The following is a 17259-nucleotide window of genomic DNA, read 5'->3' as shown; positions in this document are numbered from 1 at the left end:
AAACACTTGGCTCGCTGCGATCTCTCGTAGCGGGAGGCGAATCATACAGCGTTTAAAACCGCTGTCAACCACCATTTCAACCGCTTGCGATCATTTGATCGTAGCCCTTTCAACACCACCTTAACTATTTAACTCATTGAATATCAAAGAGTTTTTCGTTCCGATGTCGCTGGAAGTGGGGCGCATTATAAGGGGATTCAAAAGCGCGTCAACCCTTAATTTCAAGAAACCTTAATATTGCGGAAAAACAAAGCGGGGAGGCCTGCCGGCCTCCCCGCTTCTATATAGCTACACCATCAGACGATCACTCAGCCTTGAGAGTAACCCGGCCAAACGACTTCTTGCCCGCCTGGCACACGTGAGTGGCACCGAGAACAAAGATGAAGTCCTTGTCGACCACTGCGCCATCAACCTTCACCGCACCACCACTCAGCAGGTCCCGCGCCTGTGCCGAGTTCTTCACCAGGCCAGCCCGGTTCAGCACGGCAGCAATTGGCAAGTCTTCGGCCGCAGCCACTTCGATCTCCGGCAGATCTTCAGGCAGCTCACCTTCCTTCATGCGATTACCCGCAGCACGGTGAGCATTGGCTGCAGCCTCTTCACCATGGAAGCGCGCCACAATCTCTTCAGCCAGCTTGATCTTGATGTCACGCGGGTTGGCACCGTTGGCGACATCGGCACGGAACTGCTCGATCTCTTCCATCGAACGGAAGCTCAGCAGCTCGAAGTAGCGCCACATCAAGGTATCCGGGATCGATACCAGCTTGCTGTACATCACGCCCGGCGCTTCCTGGATGCCGACATAGTTGCCCAGCGACTTGGACATCTTCTTCACGCCATCGAGCCCTTCGAGCAGCGGCATGGTCACGATGTTCTGCGCTTCCTGGCCATAGGCGCGCTGCAGCTCGCGCCCCATCAACAAGTTGAACTTCTGGTCGGTACCACCCAGCTCGACGTCCGCCTTCAGCGCCACCGAGTCATAGCCTTGCACCAGCGGATAAAGGAACTCGTGAATGGCAATTGGCTGGTTGGTGGTATAGCGCTTGTCGAAGTCGTCGCGCTCCAGCATGCGCGCCACGGTGTACTGCGACGCCAGGCGAATGAAGTCGGCCGGGGTCAGCTTGTCCATCCAGGTAGAGTTGAACGCGACCTCGGTCTTGGCCGGGTCGAGAATCTTGAACACCTGCTGCTTATAGGTCTCAGCATTGTCCAGCACCTGTTCACGGGTCAGCGGCGGGCGCGTGGCGCTCTTGCCGCTCGGGTCACCGATCATGCCGGTGAAGTCACCGATCAGGAAGATGACCTGATGGCCCAGCTCCTGGAACTGGCGCAGCTTGTTGATCAGCACCGTGTGGCCAAGGTGCAGGTCGGGCGCGGTCGGGTCGAAGCCGGCCTTGATGCGCAGAGGTTGGCCGCGCTTGAGCTTCTCCACCAGTTCCGACTCGACCAGTACTTCTTCCGCACCGCGCTTGATAAGCGCAAGCTGCTCTTCAACCGACTTCATAGACAAACCCGCAAGGCTCAGATTCAGGGGGAGCCAACCATACAAGATCGGCCGTCAATTACAAGTTTCGCAAAGGAATGTGACCCGAACACGGGGTTGCGGCGTCTACGCGCCCTTGCGTGAAAATGGATTTGGTTATATTTTATACAGTTATTTCATCTTCATCATGTCATTCATCTTTTCCATTTCACCTTTTTCAAAGTCACCTTGCCCATGACCAACGAACCGCCTAAAGCGCCCCCGCTTTATCCGAAGAGCCATCTGTTGGCCGCCAGCGGCATCGCCGCCCTGCTCAGCCTGGCTTTGCTGGTATTTCCCTCCAGCGAAGTGGAAGCCAAGAAAACCACCCTCAACCTCGAGCTGGAAAGCCCTGCCGAGCAATTGAAAGACGAATCCCGCGCTGCGCCTCTGGTGCAGGCACAAGATGAGCAAGGCTCGCCCTTCGCCCAGATCGAAGACACTCCCCCCGAGACACAGAAGGCCGAACAGCAAGCCCCTGCCGACGAGCCGGTCGCCGAAGCAGCCAAGGAACCTGGCCACCGCGAAGTCACCGTGGCCCGTGGCGACACGCTGTCCACCCTTTTTGCCAAGGTTGGCCTGCCGGCCAATGCAGTGCATGACCTGCTGGCCAGCAACAAGCAGGCCAAGCAGTTCAGCCAGCTCAAGCACGGCCAGGTGCTGCAGTTCGAACTCGACAAGGACGGCCAGCTGGCCAGCCTGCACAGCAAAGTCAGCAACCTCGAAACCATTCGCCTGACCAAAACCGCCAAGGGCTATACCTTCAACCGTGAAATCAGCAAGCCGGTCGTGCGTACCGCCTATGCCCATGGCGTGATCAAAAGCTCGCTGTCGGCTTCGGCCCAGCGCGCCGGCCTGTCTCACAGCATGACCATGGACATGGCCCGCGTGCTGGGTTACGACATCGACTTCGCCCAGGATATTCGCCCAGGCGATGAATTCGACGTGGTCTACGAGCAGAAGGTGATGGACGGCAAGGTCGTCGGCACCGGCAATATCCTGTCCGCCCGCTTCACCAACCGGGGCAAAACCTACACTGCCGTGCGCTACACCAACAAGCAGGGCAACACTACCTACTACACCGCCGACGGCAACAGTCTGCGCAAGGCATTCATCCGTACCCCGGTGGACTTTGCCCGCATCAGCTCGCGCTTTTCCGCCGGCCGCAAGCACCCGATCCTGAACAAGATCCGTGCCCACAAAGGCGTCGACTACGCCGCCCCACGCGGTACGCCAATCAAGGCAGCGGGTGACGGCCGCATCGAACTGGCCGGGCGCCGTGGCGGTTACGGCAACACCGTGATCATCCAGCACGGCAACCGTTACAAGACGCTATACGGCCACATGCAGGGCTTTGCCAAAGGCATCAAGACCGGCAGCACCGTGAAGCAGGGTCAGATCATTGGTTACATCGGCACCACTGGCCTGTCCACCGGGCCACACCTGCACTACGAGTTCCAGGTCAATGGCGTGCACGTCGACCCGCTGAGCCAGAAGGTTCCGATGGCCGACCCGATCGCCAAGAACGAGCGCCAGCGCTTCCTGCAGCAGAGTCAGCCGCTGATCGCCCGCATGGATCAGGAAAAGGCCACCCTGCTCGCAGCGAACAAGCGCTAAGCCATGGCGCTCTACTTGGGGGTAATGTCCGGCACCAGCCTCGATGGCCTGGACATCGCCCTGATCGAACAAGGCGAGCAGCCTGAACTGCTCGCCACCCATTACCTGCCCATGCCCGGCGACCTGCGCCAGGAACTGCTTGCGCTATGTAGCAGCGGCCCTGACGAGATCGCTCGTGCGGCACTGGCGGAAAATCGCTGGGCCACCCTGGCAGGCGAAGGCATCCGCCAACTGCTGGCTCGCCAGGGCCTGCAGGCCGATGCCATCCGCGCCATCGGCAGCCACGGCCAGACCATTCGCCACGAGCCTGCGCGCGGCTTTACCGTTCAGATCGGTAACCCGGCACTGCTCGCCGAGCTTACCGGCATCAGCGTGGTCGCCGACTTTCGCCGGCGCGATGTGGCTGCCGGTGGTCAAGGTGCGCCGCTGGTGCCGGCCTTCCACGAAACCCTTTTCGGCCATCTCGGCAAGCATCTGGCAGTCTTGAACGTGGGCGGTTTCAGCAACCTCAGCCTGATCGAGCAAGACAAGCCAGTCCACGGTTTCGACTGCGGCCCCGGTAACGTGTTGCTGGATGCCTGGATCGAGCGCAAGCACGGCCAGGCCTATGATGCCGATGGTGCCTGGGCAGCGTCTGGAGTGGTGCAGGCCGGCTTGCTCAACGCATTGCTGGCCGACCCGTTCTTCGCCGGTAGCGGCCCGAAGAGCACGGGCCGCGAGGTGTTCAACCTGGCTTGGCTGGATGGCCACGTGGCCCGCCTGCCTGCCTACCGCGATGAGGATGTACAGGCGACACTGCTTGAGCTGACCGCACGCAGCATCATCGACTCACTGGTCAATGCCCAACAAGGCACCGAAGCACTGCTGGTATGTGGTGGCGGCGCACGCAACGGTGCACTGATGGCCCGCCTCGGCCAGTTGTTACCTGAAGCCCGCGTCACCAGCACTGGCACTCACGGCGTTGACCCTGACTGGGTAGAAGCCATGGCTTTTGCCTGGCTGGCCCATTGCTGCCTGGAAGGCATCCCCGCCAACCGCCCCAGCGTCACTGCCGCCAAGGGCCTGCGCATACTGGGCGCAATCTACCCGGCCTAACCGCTACGCCAGAAAGCAAAACGCCGCGCAATTGCGCGGCGTTTTCATAGGGCCAGGCCTCAGATCGAGAACGAAGACCCGCAACCGCAAGTGGTGGCGGCATTCGGGTTCTTGATCACGAAACGCGAGCCTTCCAGGCCTTCCTGGTAATCCACTTCGGCGCCGGCCAGGTACTGGAAGCTCATTGGGTCGACCACCAGCGACACGCCCTCACGCTCGACGATGGTGTCGTCTTCGGCCACATCCTCATCGAAAGTGAAGCCGTACTGGAAGCCCGAGCAACCGCCACCGGTCACGAACACCCGCAACTTCAGACGTTCATTGCCTTCCTCATTGACCAGGTTCTTCACTTTCTGGGCTGCCCCATGGGTGAATTCCAGACCGGTAGGGGTGAAGGTTTCGACGCTCATGTTGATTCTCCCGGCGCGGTAGCCGTCTTAAAACTCGATGACGCGCATTATCCGCTTTCCCGAGAAAATCGGTCAAGAATTGTGCGGCTTTAGTCGCGACATACAAAAAGGCCCGCACGACGCGGGCCTTTTCAAAGCAAGGATGCTTACGGCAGCAAGCCAGCGTGGGACAAGCCCATGCGCTCATCCAGGCCGAACAGGATGTTCAGGTTCTGTACCGCCTGGCCCGACGCGCCCTTGACCAGGTTGTCGATCACCGACAGCACCACCACCAGGTCACCACCCTGCGGGCGGTGAACCGCAATGCGGCAGACGTTGGCGCCGCGCACGCTACGGGTTTCCGGGTGGCTGCCCGCTGGCATCACGTCGACGAACGGCTCATCGGCGTAGCGCTTCTCGAACAGCGCCTGCAGGTCGACCGAGGTATCGACGACATTTGCGTACAGGGTGGCGTGGATACCACGGATCATCGGCGTCAGGTGCGGCACGAAGGTCAGGCCGATGTCCTTGCCAGCGGCCAGGCGCAGGCCCTGGCTGATTTCCGGCAGGTGGCGATGGCCCTTGACCGCGTAGGCCTTCATGCTTTCGCCGGCTTCGCAGAACAGCGAACCCACTGCCGCACCACGGCCAGCACCGCTGACACCCGACTTGCAGTCGGCGATCAGCCGCGACGGGTCGGCCAGGCCCGCTTCCAGCAGCGGCAGGAAGCCCAGCTGGGTGGCGGTCGGGTAGCAACCCGGCACTGCAATCAGGCGCGCCTGGCGGATTTTCTCGCGGTTGACCTCAGGCAGGCCGTACACCGCGTCCTTGAGCAGCTCTGGAGCACCGTGCGGCTGGCCGTACCACTTGCCCCATTCGGTGGCATCCTGCAGGCGGAAGTCGGCCGACAGGTCGATCACCTTGGTGCCGGCTGCCAGCAGTTCACCGGCCAGTGCATGGGCGACACCGTGCGGGGTGGCGAAGAACACCACGTCACAGGCAGACAGGGTCTTGCTGTCCGGCACGCTGAACGCCAGCCCGTCATAGTGGCCGCGCAGGTTCGGGTACATGTCCGCCACCGCCACACCCGCCTCGGAGCGCGAAGTGATGACCGCCACTTCGGCCTGTGGATGCTGTGCCAGCAGACGCAACAGTTCGACGCCGGTGTAACCCGTGCCGCCGACGATACCGACCTTGATCATAACGCTTGCCCCTTATCAACGAGCCGTCTGGAAAGCGCACGATAATAGGGGCGCAAGGCGCCTGTAACAACTCTTCGGGTGACCCTTCGGGCGCTTGACCACTACTATCTGACGACCGTGAATACCTGAAGGAACTCCCTCCATGCTCTACCTATGGATCAAAGCGCTGCATATCGTCAGCGTGGTTTGCTGGTTCGCCGGCCTTTTCTACCTGCCCAGGCTGTTCGTCTACCACGCCCAAAGCCAAGACAGCATCAGCCAGGACCGCTTCGTGACCATGGAGCGCAAGCTGTACCGCGGCATCATGAACCCGGCGATGATCGCCACCTACGTGTTCGGCGCGTGGATGCTGTACCTCACCCCAGGCTGGCTGAGCCAGGGCTGGCTGCATGCCAAGCTGACCCTGGTCATCCTGCTGACCGGCTACCATCACATGTGTGGCGCCCAGCGCAAACGCTTCGCCAGCGGCAACAACACCCGCAGCCACGTCTACTATCGCTGGTTCAACGAAGTACCCGTGCTGTTCCTGCTGGGTATCGTAATTCTGGTGGTGGTCAAACCGTTCTGACATAGCCACCCGCACAAGGAGCTTTGCCATGTCGCTACCCGCCTCGCTCGAACAACGCCTGCGCCTGCCCGTGGTTGCCGCACCGATGTTCCTGATCTCCAACCCCCGACTGGTGCTGGCCTGCTGCGCCAACGGCGTGGTGGGCAGCTTTCCGGCCCTGAACCAGCGTGACAGCGCCGGCTTCAAGGCGTGGCTGGAAGAGATCGAGGCAGGCTTGGCACAACTTCAGACACCCGCGCCCTACGCGGTCAACCTGATCGTTCACCCGACCAACCCGCGCCTGCAGGCCGACCTGGCCTTGTGCGTAGAGCACCGCGTACCAATCGTCATTACCAGCCTTGGCGCAGTGAAGGAGGTGGTCGATGCGGTGCACGGATACGGTGGGCTGGTGTTCCACGATGTCACCACCCGCCGCCACGCCGAAAAAGCTGCTGAAGCAGGCGTGGACGGGTTGATCGCTGTCGCCGCTGGTGCGGGTGGCCATGCCGGCACCTGGAGCCCGTTCGCCCTGGCTGCGGAGATTCGCCAGTTCTTCGACAAGACCCTGCTGCTGGCCGGCTGCATGAACCACGGCCATGAGATCCTGGCTGCGCAACTATTGGGCGCTGACCTGGCCTACATGGGCACGCGCTTCATCGCCACGGCAGAAAGCCACGCCCAGAACGCCTACAAGCAGATGCTGCTGAGCGCCCACGCGGCAGACATCATCCACACACCGGCAGTATCCGGCATCCCTGCCAGCTTCCTGCGCCCGAGCCTGGAGCAGGCCGGCTATGACATGAATGCCCTCAAGAGCAGCCATGAACAGGGCAAGCTCAAACCGATCGACGACGAAGCCAAAGCCTGGAAGACCGTCTGGTCGGCGGGCCAGGGCGTCGGTGGTATAGACGACCTGCCCAGTGCCCGCGCCCTGATCGAGCGCCTGCACAGCGAGTACCGGGAGGCACTGGAACGCTGCCAGGCCCTGCGCGCCCGCACCTTGTAGCAAAAGGCAACACCTTGCCTGGCCAAGCTGTACACTAGGCGCCCTCTTCCGGCCCCAGGAGCCTTGCATGACCCGTTACGCCATGATCACCGGTGCTTCCAGCGGCCTGGGCCTGGCCCTGGCGGAAGCCCTGGCACGGCGCGGGCGCAACCTGATCCTGGTGGCACGCCAGCGAGAAACGCTGGAACCGGTAGCCATCGAGCTGACCCAACGCTTTGGTGTCGAGGTACTGTTTCGCGCCTGCGACCTCAGCCAGCCGCTACGCCTGTCTGGCTTCGTGCTGGAGCTGGAAGAAGGCGAGCGGCGTATCGACCTGCTCGTGAACTGCGCCGGCCTGCGTACCTACGGGCCGTTCCTGGCCCATGAGTGGGCCGACGAGCAGGACCTGCTGGAGGTCAACGTACTGGCCCTGAGCCGCCTGTGTCACGCGATCGGCAACCTGATGGCCGTACAGGGCGGCGGGCAGATCCTCAACGTCGCGGGCCTGGCCGGGGTCGCCCCTGGCCCATGGATGGCAGCCTATGCTGCCAGCAAGGCGTATGTACTGAGTTTTTCCCAGGCCCTGCGCGAAGAACTCAAGCGCACCGGCATCAAGGTTTCGGTGCTATGCCCCGGCCCGGTCCGCTCCTCACGCCGACGCATACCGCGGCTCGATGGCAAACCACGCTGCCTGAGCCCCGAGGAAGTGGCGTTGTACACCGTTCGTGCGCTGGACAAGAACCGCGCACTGATCCTGCCCGGCCGGCGCAACCGCTGGCTGGCATTTGCCCCACGCCTGCTGCCACGCTGGCTGCTGCGCAAGCTCGCCGGGGCCATCCACCGCCGCTATTGCCCGGTCGGCATGGAATAGCCACTGGGCGAGCGGCGCCCGGCTGAGTACACTCGGCCCGACCCTCACCATGGAGCAAGTGCTGTGGACGATCTTTTCCTCAAAATCATCAACCGGGAAATCCCGGCGGATATCATCTACGAAGACGACCAGATCCTGGCCTTCAAGGACATTGCACCCGCGGCACCGGTACATTTTCTGGTCATCCCGAAAAAGCACATCCGCACGCTGAATGACCTGACCGAAGAAGACAAGGCTCTGGCTGGCCACATCCTGTTCACTGCCCAGCGTCTGGCAGTCGAGCAAGGCTGCGAGGAAGGTTTCCGCGTGGTCATGAACTGCAACCCGAAAGGCGGCCAGACTGTCTACCACATCCATATGCATGTGCTTGGCCAGCGCCAGATGAACTGGCCACCGGGCTGATCCACGGCAAGCGACCCCGCCGCTATTGCGGTAAACTGTCGGGCACATTCTTGCGGAGGTGCCCGATGGCTACCGAACGTCACTACTCGCCGCTCGACCGCTTGTTGCTGCAGGCCGATACCGCCATGCGCACCTTGCTGCCCTTCAGCGGCCAACCCGCCCGGCCATCGCCGGCCATCGTCCAGCCAGACGTCGACCTCGACGAGCAGCAGACCCGCCACATCGCCGGGCTGATGCGTATCAACCACACCGGTGAAGTGTGCGCCCAGGCGCTGTACCAGGGCCAGGCCCTGACCGCCAAGCTGCCCGAAGTGCGCAAGGCCATGGAGCATGCCGCCGAGGAAGAAGTGGACCACCTGGCCTGGTGCGAGCAACGCATTCGCCAGCTGAACAGCCACCCGAGCGTGCTCAACCCCCTGTTTTACGGCATGTCGTTCGGCATCGGCGCGCTCGCCGGGCTTGTCAGCGACAAGGTCAGCCTGGGCTTCGTCGCCGCCACCGAGCACCAGGTGTGCAAGCACCTCGACGAGCACCTGGAGCAGATCCCGCACGAAGATGAAAAATCCCGGGCCATTCTCGAACAAATGCGCGTCGACGAAGAGCAGCACGCCGAGTCTGCCCTGGAAGCCGGCGGCTATCGCTTCCCGGCGCCGGTCCGCTTTGGCATGAGCTTGCTGGCCAAGGTCATGACCAAGAGCACTTACCGCATCTGAAGGCATCACCATGACGGACCGTTTCGACGCCAAGGACCTGGCGCGCGCCGTGCAAGCCGGCATTCTCCAGCCGGGCCAGGACCAGGCGCTGCTTGCATTCCTGCGCCAGCAACCGGCGCACCGGGGCAGCTTCCAGCTGGCCCATGTCGCCTTCTACTTTGGCGCCATGCTGATCATGGCGGCCATGGGCTGGCTGCTCACCGAGGCGTGGATGCGCATCGGTGACATCGCCCTGCTGGTCATCACCAGCCTGTACATCCTGTTGCTCACAGTGTTCGCCCTCAACCTGCAACGGCGCGCCCAGCCTGTCGCTGCCGGGGTGTTGGCCGCGGTGGCCGTCAGCATCGTGCCCTTGGCAGTGTTCGCCATCGAACGCCTGGCCGGTTGGTGGCCACTGGACGACGCGCAAGCCAACTATCACCAGTACTACACCTACGTGCAGGGCGGCTGGTTGGCGATGGAAGCGGCCACGGTGCTTGCCGGGCTACTGATGTTGCGGCTGATCCCCTACCCGTTCATTGTCATGCCAATGGCTGTGGCGTTGTGGTTCATGTCGATGGACCTGAGCGAATGGTTCTTCGGCTCGCCGTTCAGCTGGGAGCAGCGCCGCGAGGTTTCGTTGTGGTTCGGGCTGGGTTTGCTGGTGGTATTCCTGGTGATAGACGGTCGCACGCGAGAGGACTACGCCCGCTGGGGCTACCTGGCCGGGCTGGCCGCATTCTGGGGCGGGTTGACGCTGCTGGACAGCGGCAGTGAGTTGGGCAAGGCCATGTACTGCCTCATCAACGTAGCGTTGATGGGCACGGCGGTTCTGTTGCGCAGGCCGGTATTCATGGTATTTGGGGCGCTGGGGGTGGCGGCTTACCTGGGGTACCTGTCGTACGAGGTGTTTGCCGAATCGCTGCTGTTCCCGGTGGTGTTGACCCTGATCGGGCTGGGGGTTATCGGGCTGGGGCTGGTTTACCAGAAGCGGCGGGAGCGGTTGAGCCACGTGATGCGAGGATGGTTGCCAGGGTGGATGCAAGCTGCACTGCCGGCGCTTCGGCGCTGATATTGCCGGGGCTGCTTTGCAGCCCCGGTTTCTCTAAGTCAACCCAGCTCAACAATCTCGTAACCATGGGTAATCTCAACCCCGGCACGCTCGAGCATGATCGAAGCCGAGCAGTACTTCTCCGCCGACAGCTCCACCGCCCGCTTGACCTGGGCTTCTTTCAACGCACGGCCTTTCACCACGAAATTCATGTGAATCTTGGTGAACACCTTCGGGTCTTCGCTGGCACGCTCGGCTTCCAGAAAGGCCTCGCAGCTTTCCACCGCCTGGCGCGATTTCTTCAGGATGCTCACCACGTCAAAGCTGCTGCAGCCACCCAGGCCCAACAGCAGCATTTCCATCGGGCGCACACCCAGGTTGCGGCCGCCGGCCTCGGGCGGGCCGTCCATCACGACGACATGGCCACTCCCCGATTCGCCGAGGAACATGGCCTCACCGGCCCACTGGATACGTGCCTTCATCTACCCGGACTCCTAATTTTCGGAAAAGGGTGTCAGCTTAGACCTTGTGCGGCTGTGGGAAAAGTACGAGAGGTGTCGGTTTAGTACCGAAACATCCTGTAGTGTCTGATAAGCTGGCGCCAAATGACTGGCGCTCGCCGCCAGCCAACCTCTATAAAAAGCCTATGCGTCGTATCGAACAGGATTTCGTGATGGTTGCCTCCGCCCTACCCGCCAAGATCAAGAATATCGACAAGCTGCTGGTGCACTGCCAGCGCCGACGCTATACCGCCAAAAGCAACATCATCTGCGCCGGCGACCGGGCCGAGACACTGTCGTTCATCATCAAGGGTTCGGTGACCATCCTCATCGAAGACGACGACGGGCATGAAATGATCATTGCCTACCTCAACAATGGCGATTTCTTTGGCGAGCTGGGCCTGTTCGAACCCGTTGAAGGTGAACAGCAGCGCAGTGCCTGGGTACGGGCCAAGACCGAATGCGAAGTGGCCGAGATCAGTTACGAGAAGTTTCGCGAACTGGCGCGCCAGGACCCGGAAATCCTCTACGCGCTGGGCAGCCAGATGGCCCAGCGCCTGCGCAACACCACGCGCAAAGTCGGCGACCTGGCCTTTTTCGACGTGACCGGGCGGGTTGCCCGCTGCCTGCTGGAGCTGTGCAAGCAGCCTGATGCCATGACCCACCCCGACGGCATGCAGATCAAGATTACCCGTCAGGAAATCGGCCGTATTGTCGGTTGCTCCCGGGAAATGGTCGGCCGCGTCCTCAAGGACCTTGAAGAGCGCAGCCTGGTGCAGGTCAAGGGCAAGACCATGGTGGTCTACGGTACCCGCTAGTCTTTGGGCAGGTCTGCCAGCACCTTGGCGTAAGCCTGTGACAGGCGCTCGAACCAGGGCGCCTCGGGTGCCACTTCATGCAAGGCGATGTGCGCGTCGGCGCGGCAGCGTTGCTCCAGGTCGCAGCATTCATTGAAGCGGTTGACCGCCGCCACCATCGACTCCCGTTCGTTGTCCAGCAGCAACGCACCGTGCACCAGCACCACCGGGCGCTTGCCGCCCAGCCCTTGGCGCCAGCGCTGGGCAGTGCCCACCAGCTTGCGGCCATTGAGGTTGACGTTGTAGCGGCCATCGCAGAACGCCCCGTCGATTTCCCCCACCGACGCCACCCCACCCCACTCACGCAGCACATCGCACAGCGGCAGGCACAAACGTTCGTAGGCATTCTCGATGCGGCCATGATCACCTTCGCTGCGCGGGGCGACATAGACCAGTGCAACGTTCACGGTCGAATGCGACTGCGGTACCGGTTCACCGCCCGTCTCACGCAGCAGCACCGGCCAGCCGGCAATCGCCAGCTCCGAGCAGGCGGCCTCGAAGTTGTCCAGACGGCTCATGCGCCGGGGCATGACCAGGGCATGGTCGGTGGGGCGCCAGAACAGCACGCCACTGTCGCGTTCGCCGCGGCACACGGCGGCCAGCAGTTCCTGTTCGGCGTGCAGGCCTTGTTCGACGGTCAGGGCCAGGGGTTGATCGGTCATTGATCCACCTTTGATGTTGTTATTGATGGCCTCTTCGCGGCGGTCCGGCGCGAGAGGCCATGACAGGCATACAAAAAAGCCGGCATAAACGCCGGCTTCATTTATTCAGTCCAGTGGCTGAACAGTCTTCTTCACCTGCTCCGGGAAGAACAACCGCTGCAACTCCAGCCCAGGCTGCTCGGCGCGCATGAACGCTTCGCCCACCAGGAACGAGTAAACCTCGTTGATCGCCATCAGCTCCACATCGGCCCGGTTGAGAATGCCACTCTCGGTAATTGCCAGGCGGTCACGCGGAATACGCGGCAGCAGGTCGAGTGTGGTTTCCAGGCTGACCTCGAAGGTATGCAGGTTGCGGTTGTTCACCCCCACCAGCGGCGTATCCAGGGTTTTCAGCGCGCGTTCCAGCTCATCACCGTCGTGCACTTCCACCAGCACGTCGAGGCCGACATCCTTGGCCGTAGCCGCCAGGTCGGCCATCTTCACGTCATCCAGTGCCGACACGATCAACAGCACACAGTCCGCACCCAAGGCCCGGGCTTCGACGATCTGGTAAGGGTCGACCATGAAGTCTTTGCGGATAACCGGCAGCGATACCGCCGCGCGGGCCTGCTGCAGGTATTCATCGGCACCCTGGAAATAATCGACATCGGTCAACACCGACAGGCAGGTAGCGCCGCCTTTCTCGTAGCTAACCGCGATTTCCGCCGGCACGAAATGCTCACGGATCACGCCCTTGCTAGGCGAAGCCTTCTTGATTTCGGCAATCACGGCTGGCTGCTTGCGCTTGGCCTGCTCGATCAGCGCATTGGCGAAGCCACGCGGGGCATCGGCAGTTTTGGCCAGGCGTTCCAGCTCGGCAAGGCTGACGCGCGCGCTGCGCTCGGCCACCTCCTGGAACTTGCGGGCAATGATCCTTTCCAGCACCGTCGGCACACTCATGCTTCGTTCTCCACCTTGAATACTGCAGTAAAGGCACCCAGCTCCTGCAGCTTTTCCCAGGCCAGGCCGGTGTGCAGTACATCGTGGGCCAGTTCCACGCCCTGAGCCAGGGTCATCGCGTGATCGGCGGCATAGAGGGCAGCCCCCGCGTTGAGCACGATCATTTCAGCGGCCTTCTGGCCGTTTTCGGTCTTGCGCCGGCCCAGCGCATCGCGGATCAGCTCAAGCGACGCTTGCGGGTTCTCGACAGCCAGGCCATGCAGGCTCTGGCTCTTCATGCCAAGGTCTTCCGGCTCGACCCAGTATTCAGTGATTTCGCCGTTCTTCAACTCGGCAACAAAAGTAGGGGCAGCCAGGCTGAACTCATCCAGGCCGTCCTTCGAATGCACCACCAGCACATGCTTGCTGCCCAGGCGCTGCAGTACCTCGGCCAACGGGCGGCACAGGGTCTGGGCGAACACGCCGACCACCTGGTGCTTCACTCCGGCCGGATTCGTAAGCGGGCCGAGCATGTTGAACAGGGTACGCAGCCCCAGGTCGCGACGCGGGCCGGCAGCATGCTTCATGGCCGAATGATGGCTTTGCGCGAACATGAAGCCGATGCCTAAGCTGTCAATGCAGCGGGCCACCTGGGTGGGCGTCAGGTTCAGGTAGATACCGGCGGCTTCCAGCAGGTCGGCGCTACCGCTCTTGCCCGACACCGCGCGGTTACCGTGCTTGGCCACGGTGCAGCCTGCCGCCGCCAGGACGAACGACGAAGCGGTGGACACGTTGAAGATGTTGGCGCCATCACCGCCGGTGCCGACGATGTCGACCACGCCATCGAGGCTTTTCAGTTCGACCTTGTCGGCCAGTTCACGCATGACCGAAACCGCACCGACAATTTCGTCGATGCTTTCGCTTTTCATGCGCATGCCCATCAGGAAGGCACCGATCTGCGCTTCAGTGCACTGGCCAGTCATGATCTGGCGCATCACATCGCGCATTTCTTCGGTAGTAAGGTCCAGCTGGCCGACGATACGGCTTAACGCGCTCTTGATATCCATGCTCGATCCTTAGCGGCGGCCGCCGGTCTGCTTGAGGAAGTTGGCGAACAGCTCGTGGCCCTGTTCGGTCAGGATCGACTCGGGGTGGAACTGCACCCCTTCGATATTCAGCGTCTTGTGGCGCAGGCCCATGATTTCATCGACCGAGCCGTCTTCAAGCGCCGTCCAGGCGGTGACTTCCAGGCAGTCGGGCAAGGTTTCGCGCTTGACCACCAGCGAGTGGTATCGGGTAACGGTCAGCGGGTTGTTGAGCCCGGTGAACACACCCAGGTCGCGGTGATGCACCGGGCTGGTCTTGCCGTGCATCACCTGGCGGGCACGCACCACGTCCCCCCCAAAGGCCTGGCCGATGGACTGATGGCCCAGGCACACGCCCAGGATCGGCAGCTTGCCGGCAAAATGCAGGATGGCCTCGATGGACACACCGGCCTCGCTCGGTGTGCACGGGCCTGGGGATACGACGATGCGCTCAGGGTTGAGTGCTTCGATCTGGGCGATGGTCATTTCGTCGTTGCGAATGACCTTCACCTCGGCCCCCAACTCGCCCAGGTACTGCACGACGTTGTAAGTGAATGAGTCGTAATTGTCGATCATCAGTAACATGGTGTTAAACCTCTTGGACTTACTGACTTCAGAATTCGAACCTTCCTGCTGCCGTCACGGGCACGGCTTCGCCACAAAGGGCAGAAAATGAAGAAGGCAAACGGGGACGGGCCGGACGGGCCGGCAAGAGATAAAGTCAGGTGCGCCAACGCCAACGGGCGTGGGCCTTGATTACGCGCATCAAGAGTTTGCTGACGATCAACACAGGATAGGTCTCGCTCATACGTCCCGGCACAGTAGCTTACCGGGGCGGCGGGCGCAATATGCCTGTAAACACGGGGAAACGAATGGACTTGGGAGGGATGCACGGCGATTTGCTAAGGTCGATCGGGCAGTACCTCATAAAAACAAAGAAAAGGATGTTCCCTGATGCGAAAAGCCCCGTTATTGCGCTTTACCCTCGCCTCATTGGCATTAGCCTGCAGCCAGGCATTCGCGGCACCCTCGCCCTACTCCGGCATGATTGTGTTTGGCGACAGCCTCAGCGATGCCGGGCAGTTTGGCGGCGTGCGCTTCACCAACCTCGATGCCAATGGCAACTATGCGCCAGTGTCACCGATGATCCTCGGCGGGCAGCTGGGTGTGAACCCGACCGAGCTTGGCCCTTCCACCTCCCCTCTCAATCCGGTATTGGGGCTTCCCGACGGCAATAACTGGGCAGTCGGTGGCTACACCACCCAACAGATCCTGGATTCGATCATCAGCACTTCCGAGACGGTCATCCCGCCAGGACGCCCCGGCGCCGGGCAGGTATTACGGGAGAAGCCAGGCTACCTGGCTAACGGCCTGCGCGCCGACCCTAATGCACTGTACTACCTGACTGGTGGTGGTAATGACTTCCTGCAGGGCCTGGTCAACAGCCCCGCCGATGCCGCAGCCGCCGGTGCCCGCCTGGCCGCCAGCGCCCAGGCCCTGCAACAAGGTGGCGCCCGCTACATCATGGTCTGGCTGCTCCCGGACCTTGGCCAAACACCGAACTTCAGCGGCACGCCGCAGCAGCCCCCCCTGTCATTACTGTCTGGTGTCTTCAACCAGTCGCTGCTCAGCCAACTGGGGCAAATTGACGCCGAGATCATCCCGCTGAACGTGCCCATGCTGCTGAGCGAGGCACTGGCCAGCCCCAGCCAGTTCGGCCTGGCCACCGGCCAGAACCTGGTGGGTACCTGCTACAGCGGCGAAGGTTGCGTGGAAAACCCGGTGTACGGCATCAACGGCACAACACCAGACCCGACCAAGCTGCTGTTCAACGACTTGGTGCACCCGACCATCGCTGGCCAGCAACTGATCGCCGATTACGCCTACTCGATCCTCTCCGCACCATGGGAACTGACCCTGCTTCCGGAAATGGCCCACACAAGCCTGCGTGCCCACCAGGACGAACTGCGCAACCAGTGGCAGACACCCTGGCAGGCCGTTGGCCAGTGGCAAGCCTTTGTCGCCAGCGGCGCCCAGGACCTGGATTTCGACGGCCAGAGCAGCGCGGCCAGTGGCGATGGCCGCGGCTACAACCTGACCGTGGGGGGCAGCTATCGCCTGAACGACGCCTGGCGCCTGGGCCTGGCGGGAGGCGTATACCGGCAGAAACTGGAAGCCGGCGGACACGACTCGGACTACACGCTGAACAGCTATCTGGCCAGCGCCTTTGCCCAATACCGCCAGGACCGCTGGTGGGCGGATGCCGCGCTGACCGCCGGGCACCTGGACTACAGCGACCTGAAGCGCACCTTCGCCCTTGGCGTGAATGACCGCAGCGAAAAAGGCGACACTGATGGCGAGGCCTGGGCGATATCCGGGCGGCTGGGCTACAACCTGGCAGCCGACAGCAGCAACTGGCAGCTGGCACCCTTCATCAGTGCCGACTATGCGCGCGTGAAGGTGGATGGTTACGACGAGAAGAGTGGTCGTTCGACGGCGCTGGGCTTCGATGACCAGGCGCGCACGTCACGCCGCCTGGGCCTGGGTTTGCAGGGCAGTGTGCAGGTGCTGCCGAGTACCCGGCTGTTCGCAGAAGTGGCGCAGGAACATGAGTTCGAGGATGACCGGCAGGATGTGACCATGCACCTCACCAGCTTGCCGGCGAATGACTTCACCCTGACCGGGTATACGCCGCACAGCGACCTGACCCGGGCGAGCCTGGGGGTAAGCCATGAAGTGGTGGCAGGGGTGCATTTGCGCGGAAACTACAACTGGCGCAAGAGTGATGAATTGACCCAGCAGGGGGTGAGCCTGGGGATCAGCGTGGACTTCTGAATAGATGGGGCCGCTTGGCGGCCCCAATC

18 protein-coding genes are annotated in these 17259 nt (G+C 62.1%); 10 read left to right on the top strand and 8 right to left on the bottom strand.

Annotated features, from left to right (window positions below; genetic code table 11):
* Positions 1–304: 304 nt before the first annotated feature.
* Positions 305–1504, bottom strand: coding sequence for a tyrosine--tRNA ligase (gene tyrS / locus FHW75_RS22470; protein WP_016715801.1), 1200 nt, complete (start codon positions 1502–1504; stop codon positions 305–307).
* A 213-nt stretch (positions 1505–1717) separates the two neighbouring features.
* On the opposite strand from tyrS, the gene FHW75_RS22465 reads away from it, so the two are divergent.
* Both FHW75_RS22465 and FHW75_RS22460 read left to right on the top strand, forming a co-directional pair.
* Positions 1718–3139 carry a peptidoglycan DD-metalloendopeptidase family protein gene (locus FHW75_RS22465; protein ID WP_019097613.1) on the top strand — a complete coding sequence of 474 codons (1422 nt, stop codon included), beginning with the start codon at positions 1718–1720 and terminating at the stop codon, positions 3137–3139.
* A 3-nt stretch (positions 3140–3142) separates the two neighbouring features.
* Entirely contained in the window at positions 3143–4234 is a 1092-nt protein-coding gene (locus FHW75_RS22460) for an anhydro-N-acetylmuramic acid kinase (RefSeq protein WP_025754019.1), read from the top strand.
* Between the two features lie 59 nt (positions 4235–4293).
* Here the strand turns inward: FHW75_RS22460 and erpA are convergent, their stop codons facing one another.
* Entirely contained in the window at positions 4294–4644 is a 351-nt protein-coding gene (gene erpA, locus FHW75_RS22455) for an iron-sulfur cluster insertion protein ErpA (protein ID WP_003255511.1), read from the bottom strand.
* A gap of 146 nt (positions 4645–4790) precedes the next feature.
* The gene (gene argC / locus FHW75_RS22450) at positions 4791–5825 is read right to left on the bottom strand and encodes an N-acetyl-gamma-glutamyl-phosphate reductase (protein ID WP_084297291.1); all 1035 of its coding nucleotides are present in this window, start codon (positions 5823–5825) and stop codon (positions 4791–4793) included.
* 142 nt (positions 5826–5967) lie between these two features.
* On the opposite strand from argC, the gene hemJ reads away from it, so the two are divergent.
* From hemJ to FHW75_RS22420, 6 genes are all read left to right on the top strand, one after another.
* On the top strand, positions 5968–6393 hold the full coding sequence (hemJ, locus tag FHW75_RS22445; protein WP_016715797.1) for a protoporphyrinogen oxidase HemJ: 426 nt from the start codon (positions 5968–5970) through the stop codon (positions 6391–6393).
* Positions 6394–6421: 28 nt separating this feature from the next.
* Positions 6422–7378: a nitronate monooxygenase family protein gene (locus FHW75_RS22440; RefSeq protein ID WP_025754020.1), complete on the top strand. Its 957-nt coding sequence runs from the start codon at positions 6422–6424 to the stop codon at positions 7376–7378.
* A 67-nt stretch (positions 7379–7445) separates the two neighbouring features.
* Positions 7446–8228 (top strand): SDR family oxidoreductase, encoded by a 783-nt coding sequence (locus FHW75_RS22435; protein WP_016715795.1) that lies wholly within the window; start codon positions 7446–7448, stop codon positions 8226–8228.
* Between the two features lie 63 nt (positions 8229–8291).
* Positions 8292–8630 carry a histidine triad nucleotide-binding protein gene (locus tag FHW75_RS22430; RefSeq protein WP_003255518.1) on the top strand — a complete coding sequence of 113 codons (339 nt, stop codon included), beginning with the start codon at positions 8292–8294 and terminating at the stop codon, positions 8628–8630.
* Positions 8631–8695: 65 nt separating this feature from the next.
* Positions 8696–9343, top strand: a complete 648-nt coding sequence (gene coq7 / locus FHW75_RS22425) for a 2-polyprenyl-3-methyl-6-methoxy-1,4-benzoquinone monooxygenase (RefSeq protein ID WP_016715794.1) — start codon at positions 8696–8698, stop codon at positions 9341–9343.
* A 10-nt stretch (positions 9344–9353) separates the two neighbouring features.
* Positions 9354–10394, top strand: a complete 1041-nt coding sequence (locus tag FHW75_RS22420; protein WP_183674607.1) for a DUF2157 domain-containing protein — start codon at positions 9354–9356, stop codon at positions 10392–10394.
* A gap of 38 nt (positions 10395–10432) precedes the next feature.
* Here FHW75_RS22420 and FHW75_RS22415 read toward each other — a convergent pair whose 3' ends face one another.
* The gene (locus FHW75_RS22415) at positions 10433–10855 is read right to left on the bottom strand and encodes an OsmC family protein (RefSeq protein WP_016715792.1); all 423 of its coding nucleotides are present in this window, start codon (positions 10853–10855) and stop codon (positions 10433–10435) included.
* Positions 10856–11046: 191 nt separating this feature from the next.
* On the opposite strand from FHW75_RS22415, the gene crp reads away from it, so the two are divergent.
* A complete protein-coding gene (gene crp / locus FHW75_RS22410) occupies positions 11047–11691 on the top strand; it encodes a cAMP-activated global transcriptional regulator CRP (protein ID WP_012270218.1) in 645 nt (214 codons plus the stop codon).
* Here crp and FHW75_RS22405 read toward each other — a convergent pair.
* The 4 genes from FHW75_RS22405 to FHW75_RS22390 form a co-directional block, all read right to left on the bottom strand.
* A complete protein-coding gene (locus FHW75_RS22405; protein WP_019097609.1) occupies positions 11688–12392 on the bottom strand; it encodes a lipoyl protein ligase domain-containing protein in 705 nt (234 codons plus the stop codon). The two genes, crp and FHW75_RS22405, sit on opposite strands and share 4 nt — an antisense overlap.
* A 105-nt stretch (positions 12393–12497) precedes the next feature.
* Positions 12498–13331, bottom strand: coding sequence for an indole-3-glycerol phosphate synthase TrpC (trpC, locus tag FHW75_RS22400; RefSeq protein WP_183674603.1), 834 nt, complete (start codon positions 13329–13331; stop codon positions 12498–12500).
* Positions 13328–14377, bottom strand: a complete 1050-nt coding sequence (trpD, locus tag FHW75_RS22395; RefSeq protein WP_019097608.1) for an anthranilate phosphoribosyltransferase — start codon at positions 14375–14377, stop codon at positions 13328–13330. The genes trpC and trpD overlap by 4 nt, the downstream gene beginning before the upstream one ends.
* 9 nt (positions 14378–14386) lie before the next feature.
* The gene (locus tag FHW75_RS22390; protein WP_159265827.1) at positions 14387–14980 is read right to left on the bottom strand and encodes an aminodeoxychorismate/anthranilate synthase component II; all 594 of its coding nucleotides are present in this window, start codon (positions 14978–14980) and stop codon (positions 14387–14389) included.
* Positions 14981–15349: 369 nt separating this feature from the next.
* Here FHW75_RS22390 and estP point away from each other — a divergent pair, with 369 nt between their 5' ends.
* Positions 15350–17230 (top strand): esterase EstP, encoded by a 1881-nt coding sequence (gene estP / locus FHW75_RS22385; RefSeq protein ID WP_183674600.1) that lies wholly within the window; start codon positions 15350–15352, stop codon positions 17228–17230.
* Positions 17231–17259: the final 29 nt, after the last annotated feature.

It is taken from the genome of Pseudomonas sp. OG7 (genome assembly GCF_014192825.1).
Lineage (GTDB): Bacteria > Pseudomonadota > Gammaproteobacteria > Pseudomonadales > Pseudomonadaceae > Aquipseudomonas > Aquipseudomonas monteilii.
Note: the sequence above shows the minus strand (reverse complement) of the source record. Positions and strands in the feature narration are given on the sequence as shown.

What these genes read in the sequence shown, in the direction of transcription:
- FHW75_RS22440 (WP_025754020.1), top strand. Translation starts at nt 6,422, where the DNA reads ATGTCGCTACCCGCCTCGCTCGAACAACGCCTGCGCCTGCCCGTGGTT.
- FHW75_RS22405 (WP_019097609.1), bottom strand. Translation starts at nt 12,392, where the DNA reads ATGACCGATCAACCCCTGGCCCTGACCGTCGAACAAGGCCTGCACGCC.
- erpA (WP_003255511.1), bottom strand. Translation starts at nt 4,644, where the DNA reads ATGAGCGTCGAAACCTTCACCCCTACCGGTCTGGAATTCACCCATGGG.
- trpC (WP_183674603.1), bottom strand. Translation starts at nt 13,331, where the DNA reads ATGAGTGTGCCGACGGTGCTGGAAAGGATCATTGCCCGCAAGTTCCAG.
- estP (WP_183674600.1), top strand. Translation starts at nt 15,350, where the DNA reads ATGCGAAAAGCCCCGTTATTGCGCTTTACCCTCGCCTCATTGGCATTA.
- FHW75_RS22420 (WP_183674607.1), top strand. Translation starts at nt 9,354, where the DNA reads ATGACGGACCGTTTCGACGCCAAGGACCTGGCGCGCGCCGTGCAAGCC.
- crp (WP_012270218.1), top strand. Translation starts at nt 11,047, where the DNA reads ATGGTTGCCTCCGCCCTACCCGCCAAGATCAAGAATATCGACAAGCTG.
- trpD (WP_019097608.1), bottom strand. Translation starts at nt 14,377, where the DNA reads ATGGATATCAAGAGCGCGTTAAGCCGTATCGTCGGCCAGCTGGACCTT.
- FHW75_RS22460 (WP_025754019.1), top strand. Translation starts at nt 3,143, where the DNA reads ATGGCGCTCTACTTGGGGGTAATGTCCGGCACCAGCCTCGATGGCCTG.
- FHW75_RS22390 (WP_159265827.1), bottom strand. Translation starts at nt 14,980, where the DNA reads ATGTTACTGATGATCGACAATTACGACTCATTCACTTACAACGTCGTG.
- coq7 (WP_016715794.1), top strand. Translation starts at nt 8,696, where the DNA reads ATGGCTACCGAACGTCACTACTCGCCGCTCGACCGCTTGTTGCTGCAG.
- hemJ (WP_016715797.1), top strand. Translation starts at nt 5,968, where the DNA reads ATGCTCTACCTATGGATCAAAGCGCTGCATATCGTCAGCGTGGTTTGC.
- argC (WP_084297291.1), bottom strand. Translation starts at nt 5,825, where the DNA reads ATGATCAAGGTCGGTATCGTCGGCGGCACGGGTTACACCGGCGTCGAA.
- tyrS (WP_016715801.1), bottom strand. Translation starts at nt 1,504, where the DNA reads ATGAAGTCGGTTGAAGAGCAGCTTGCGCTTATCAAGCGCGGTGCGGAA.
- FHW75_RS22465 (WP_019097613.1), top strand. Translation starts at nt 1,718, where the DNA reads ATGACCAACGAACCGCCTAAAGCGCCCCCGCTTTATCCGAAGAGCCAT.
- FHW75_RS22435 (WP_016715795.1), top strand. Translation starts at nt 7,446, where the DNA reads ATGACCCGTTACGCCATGATCACCGGTGCTTCCAGCGGCCTGGGCCTG.
- FHW75_RS22415 (WP_016715792.1), bottom strand. Translation starts at nt 10,855, where the DNA reads ATGAAGGCACGTATCCAGTGGGCCGGTGAGGCCATGTTCCTCGGCGAA.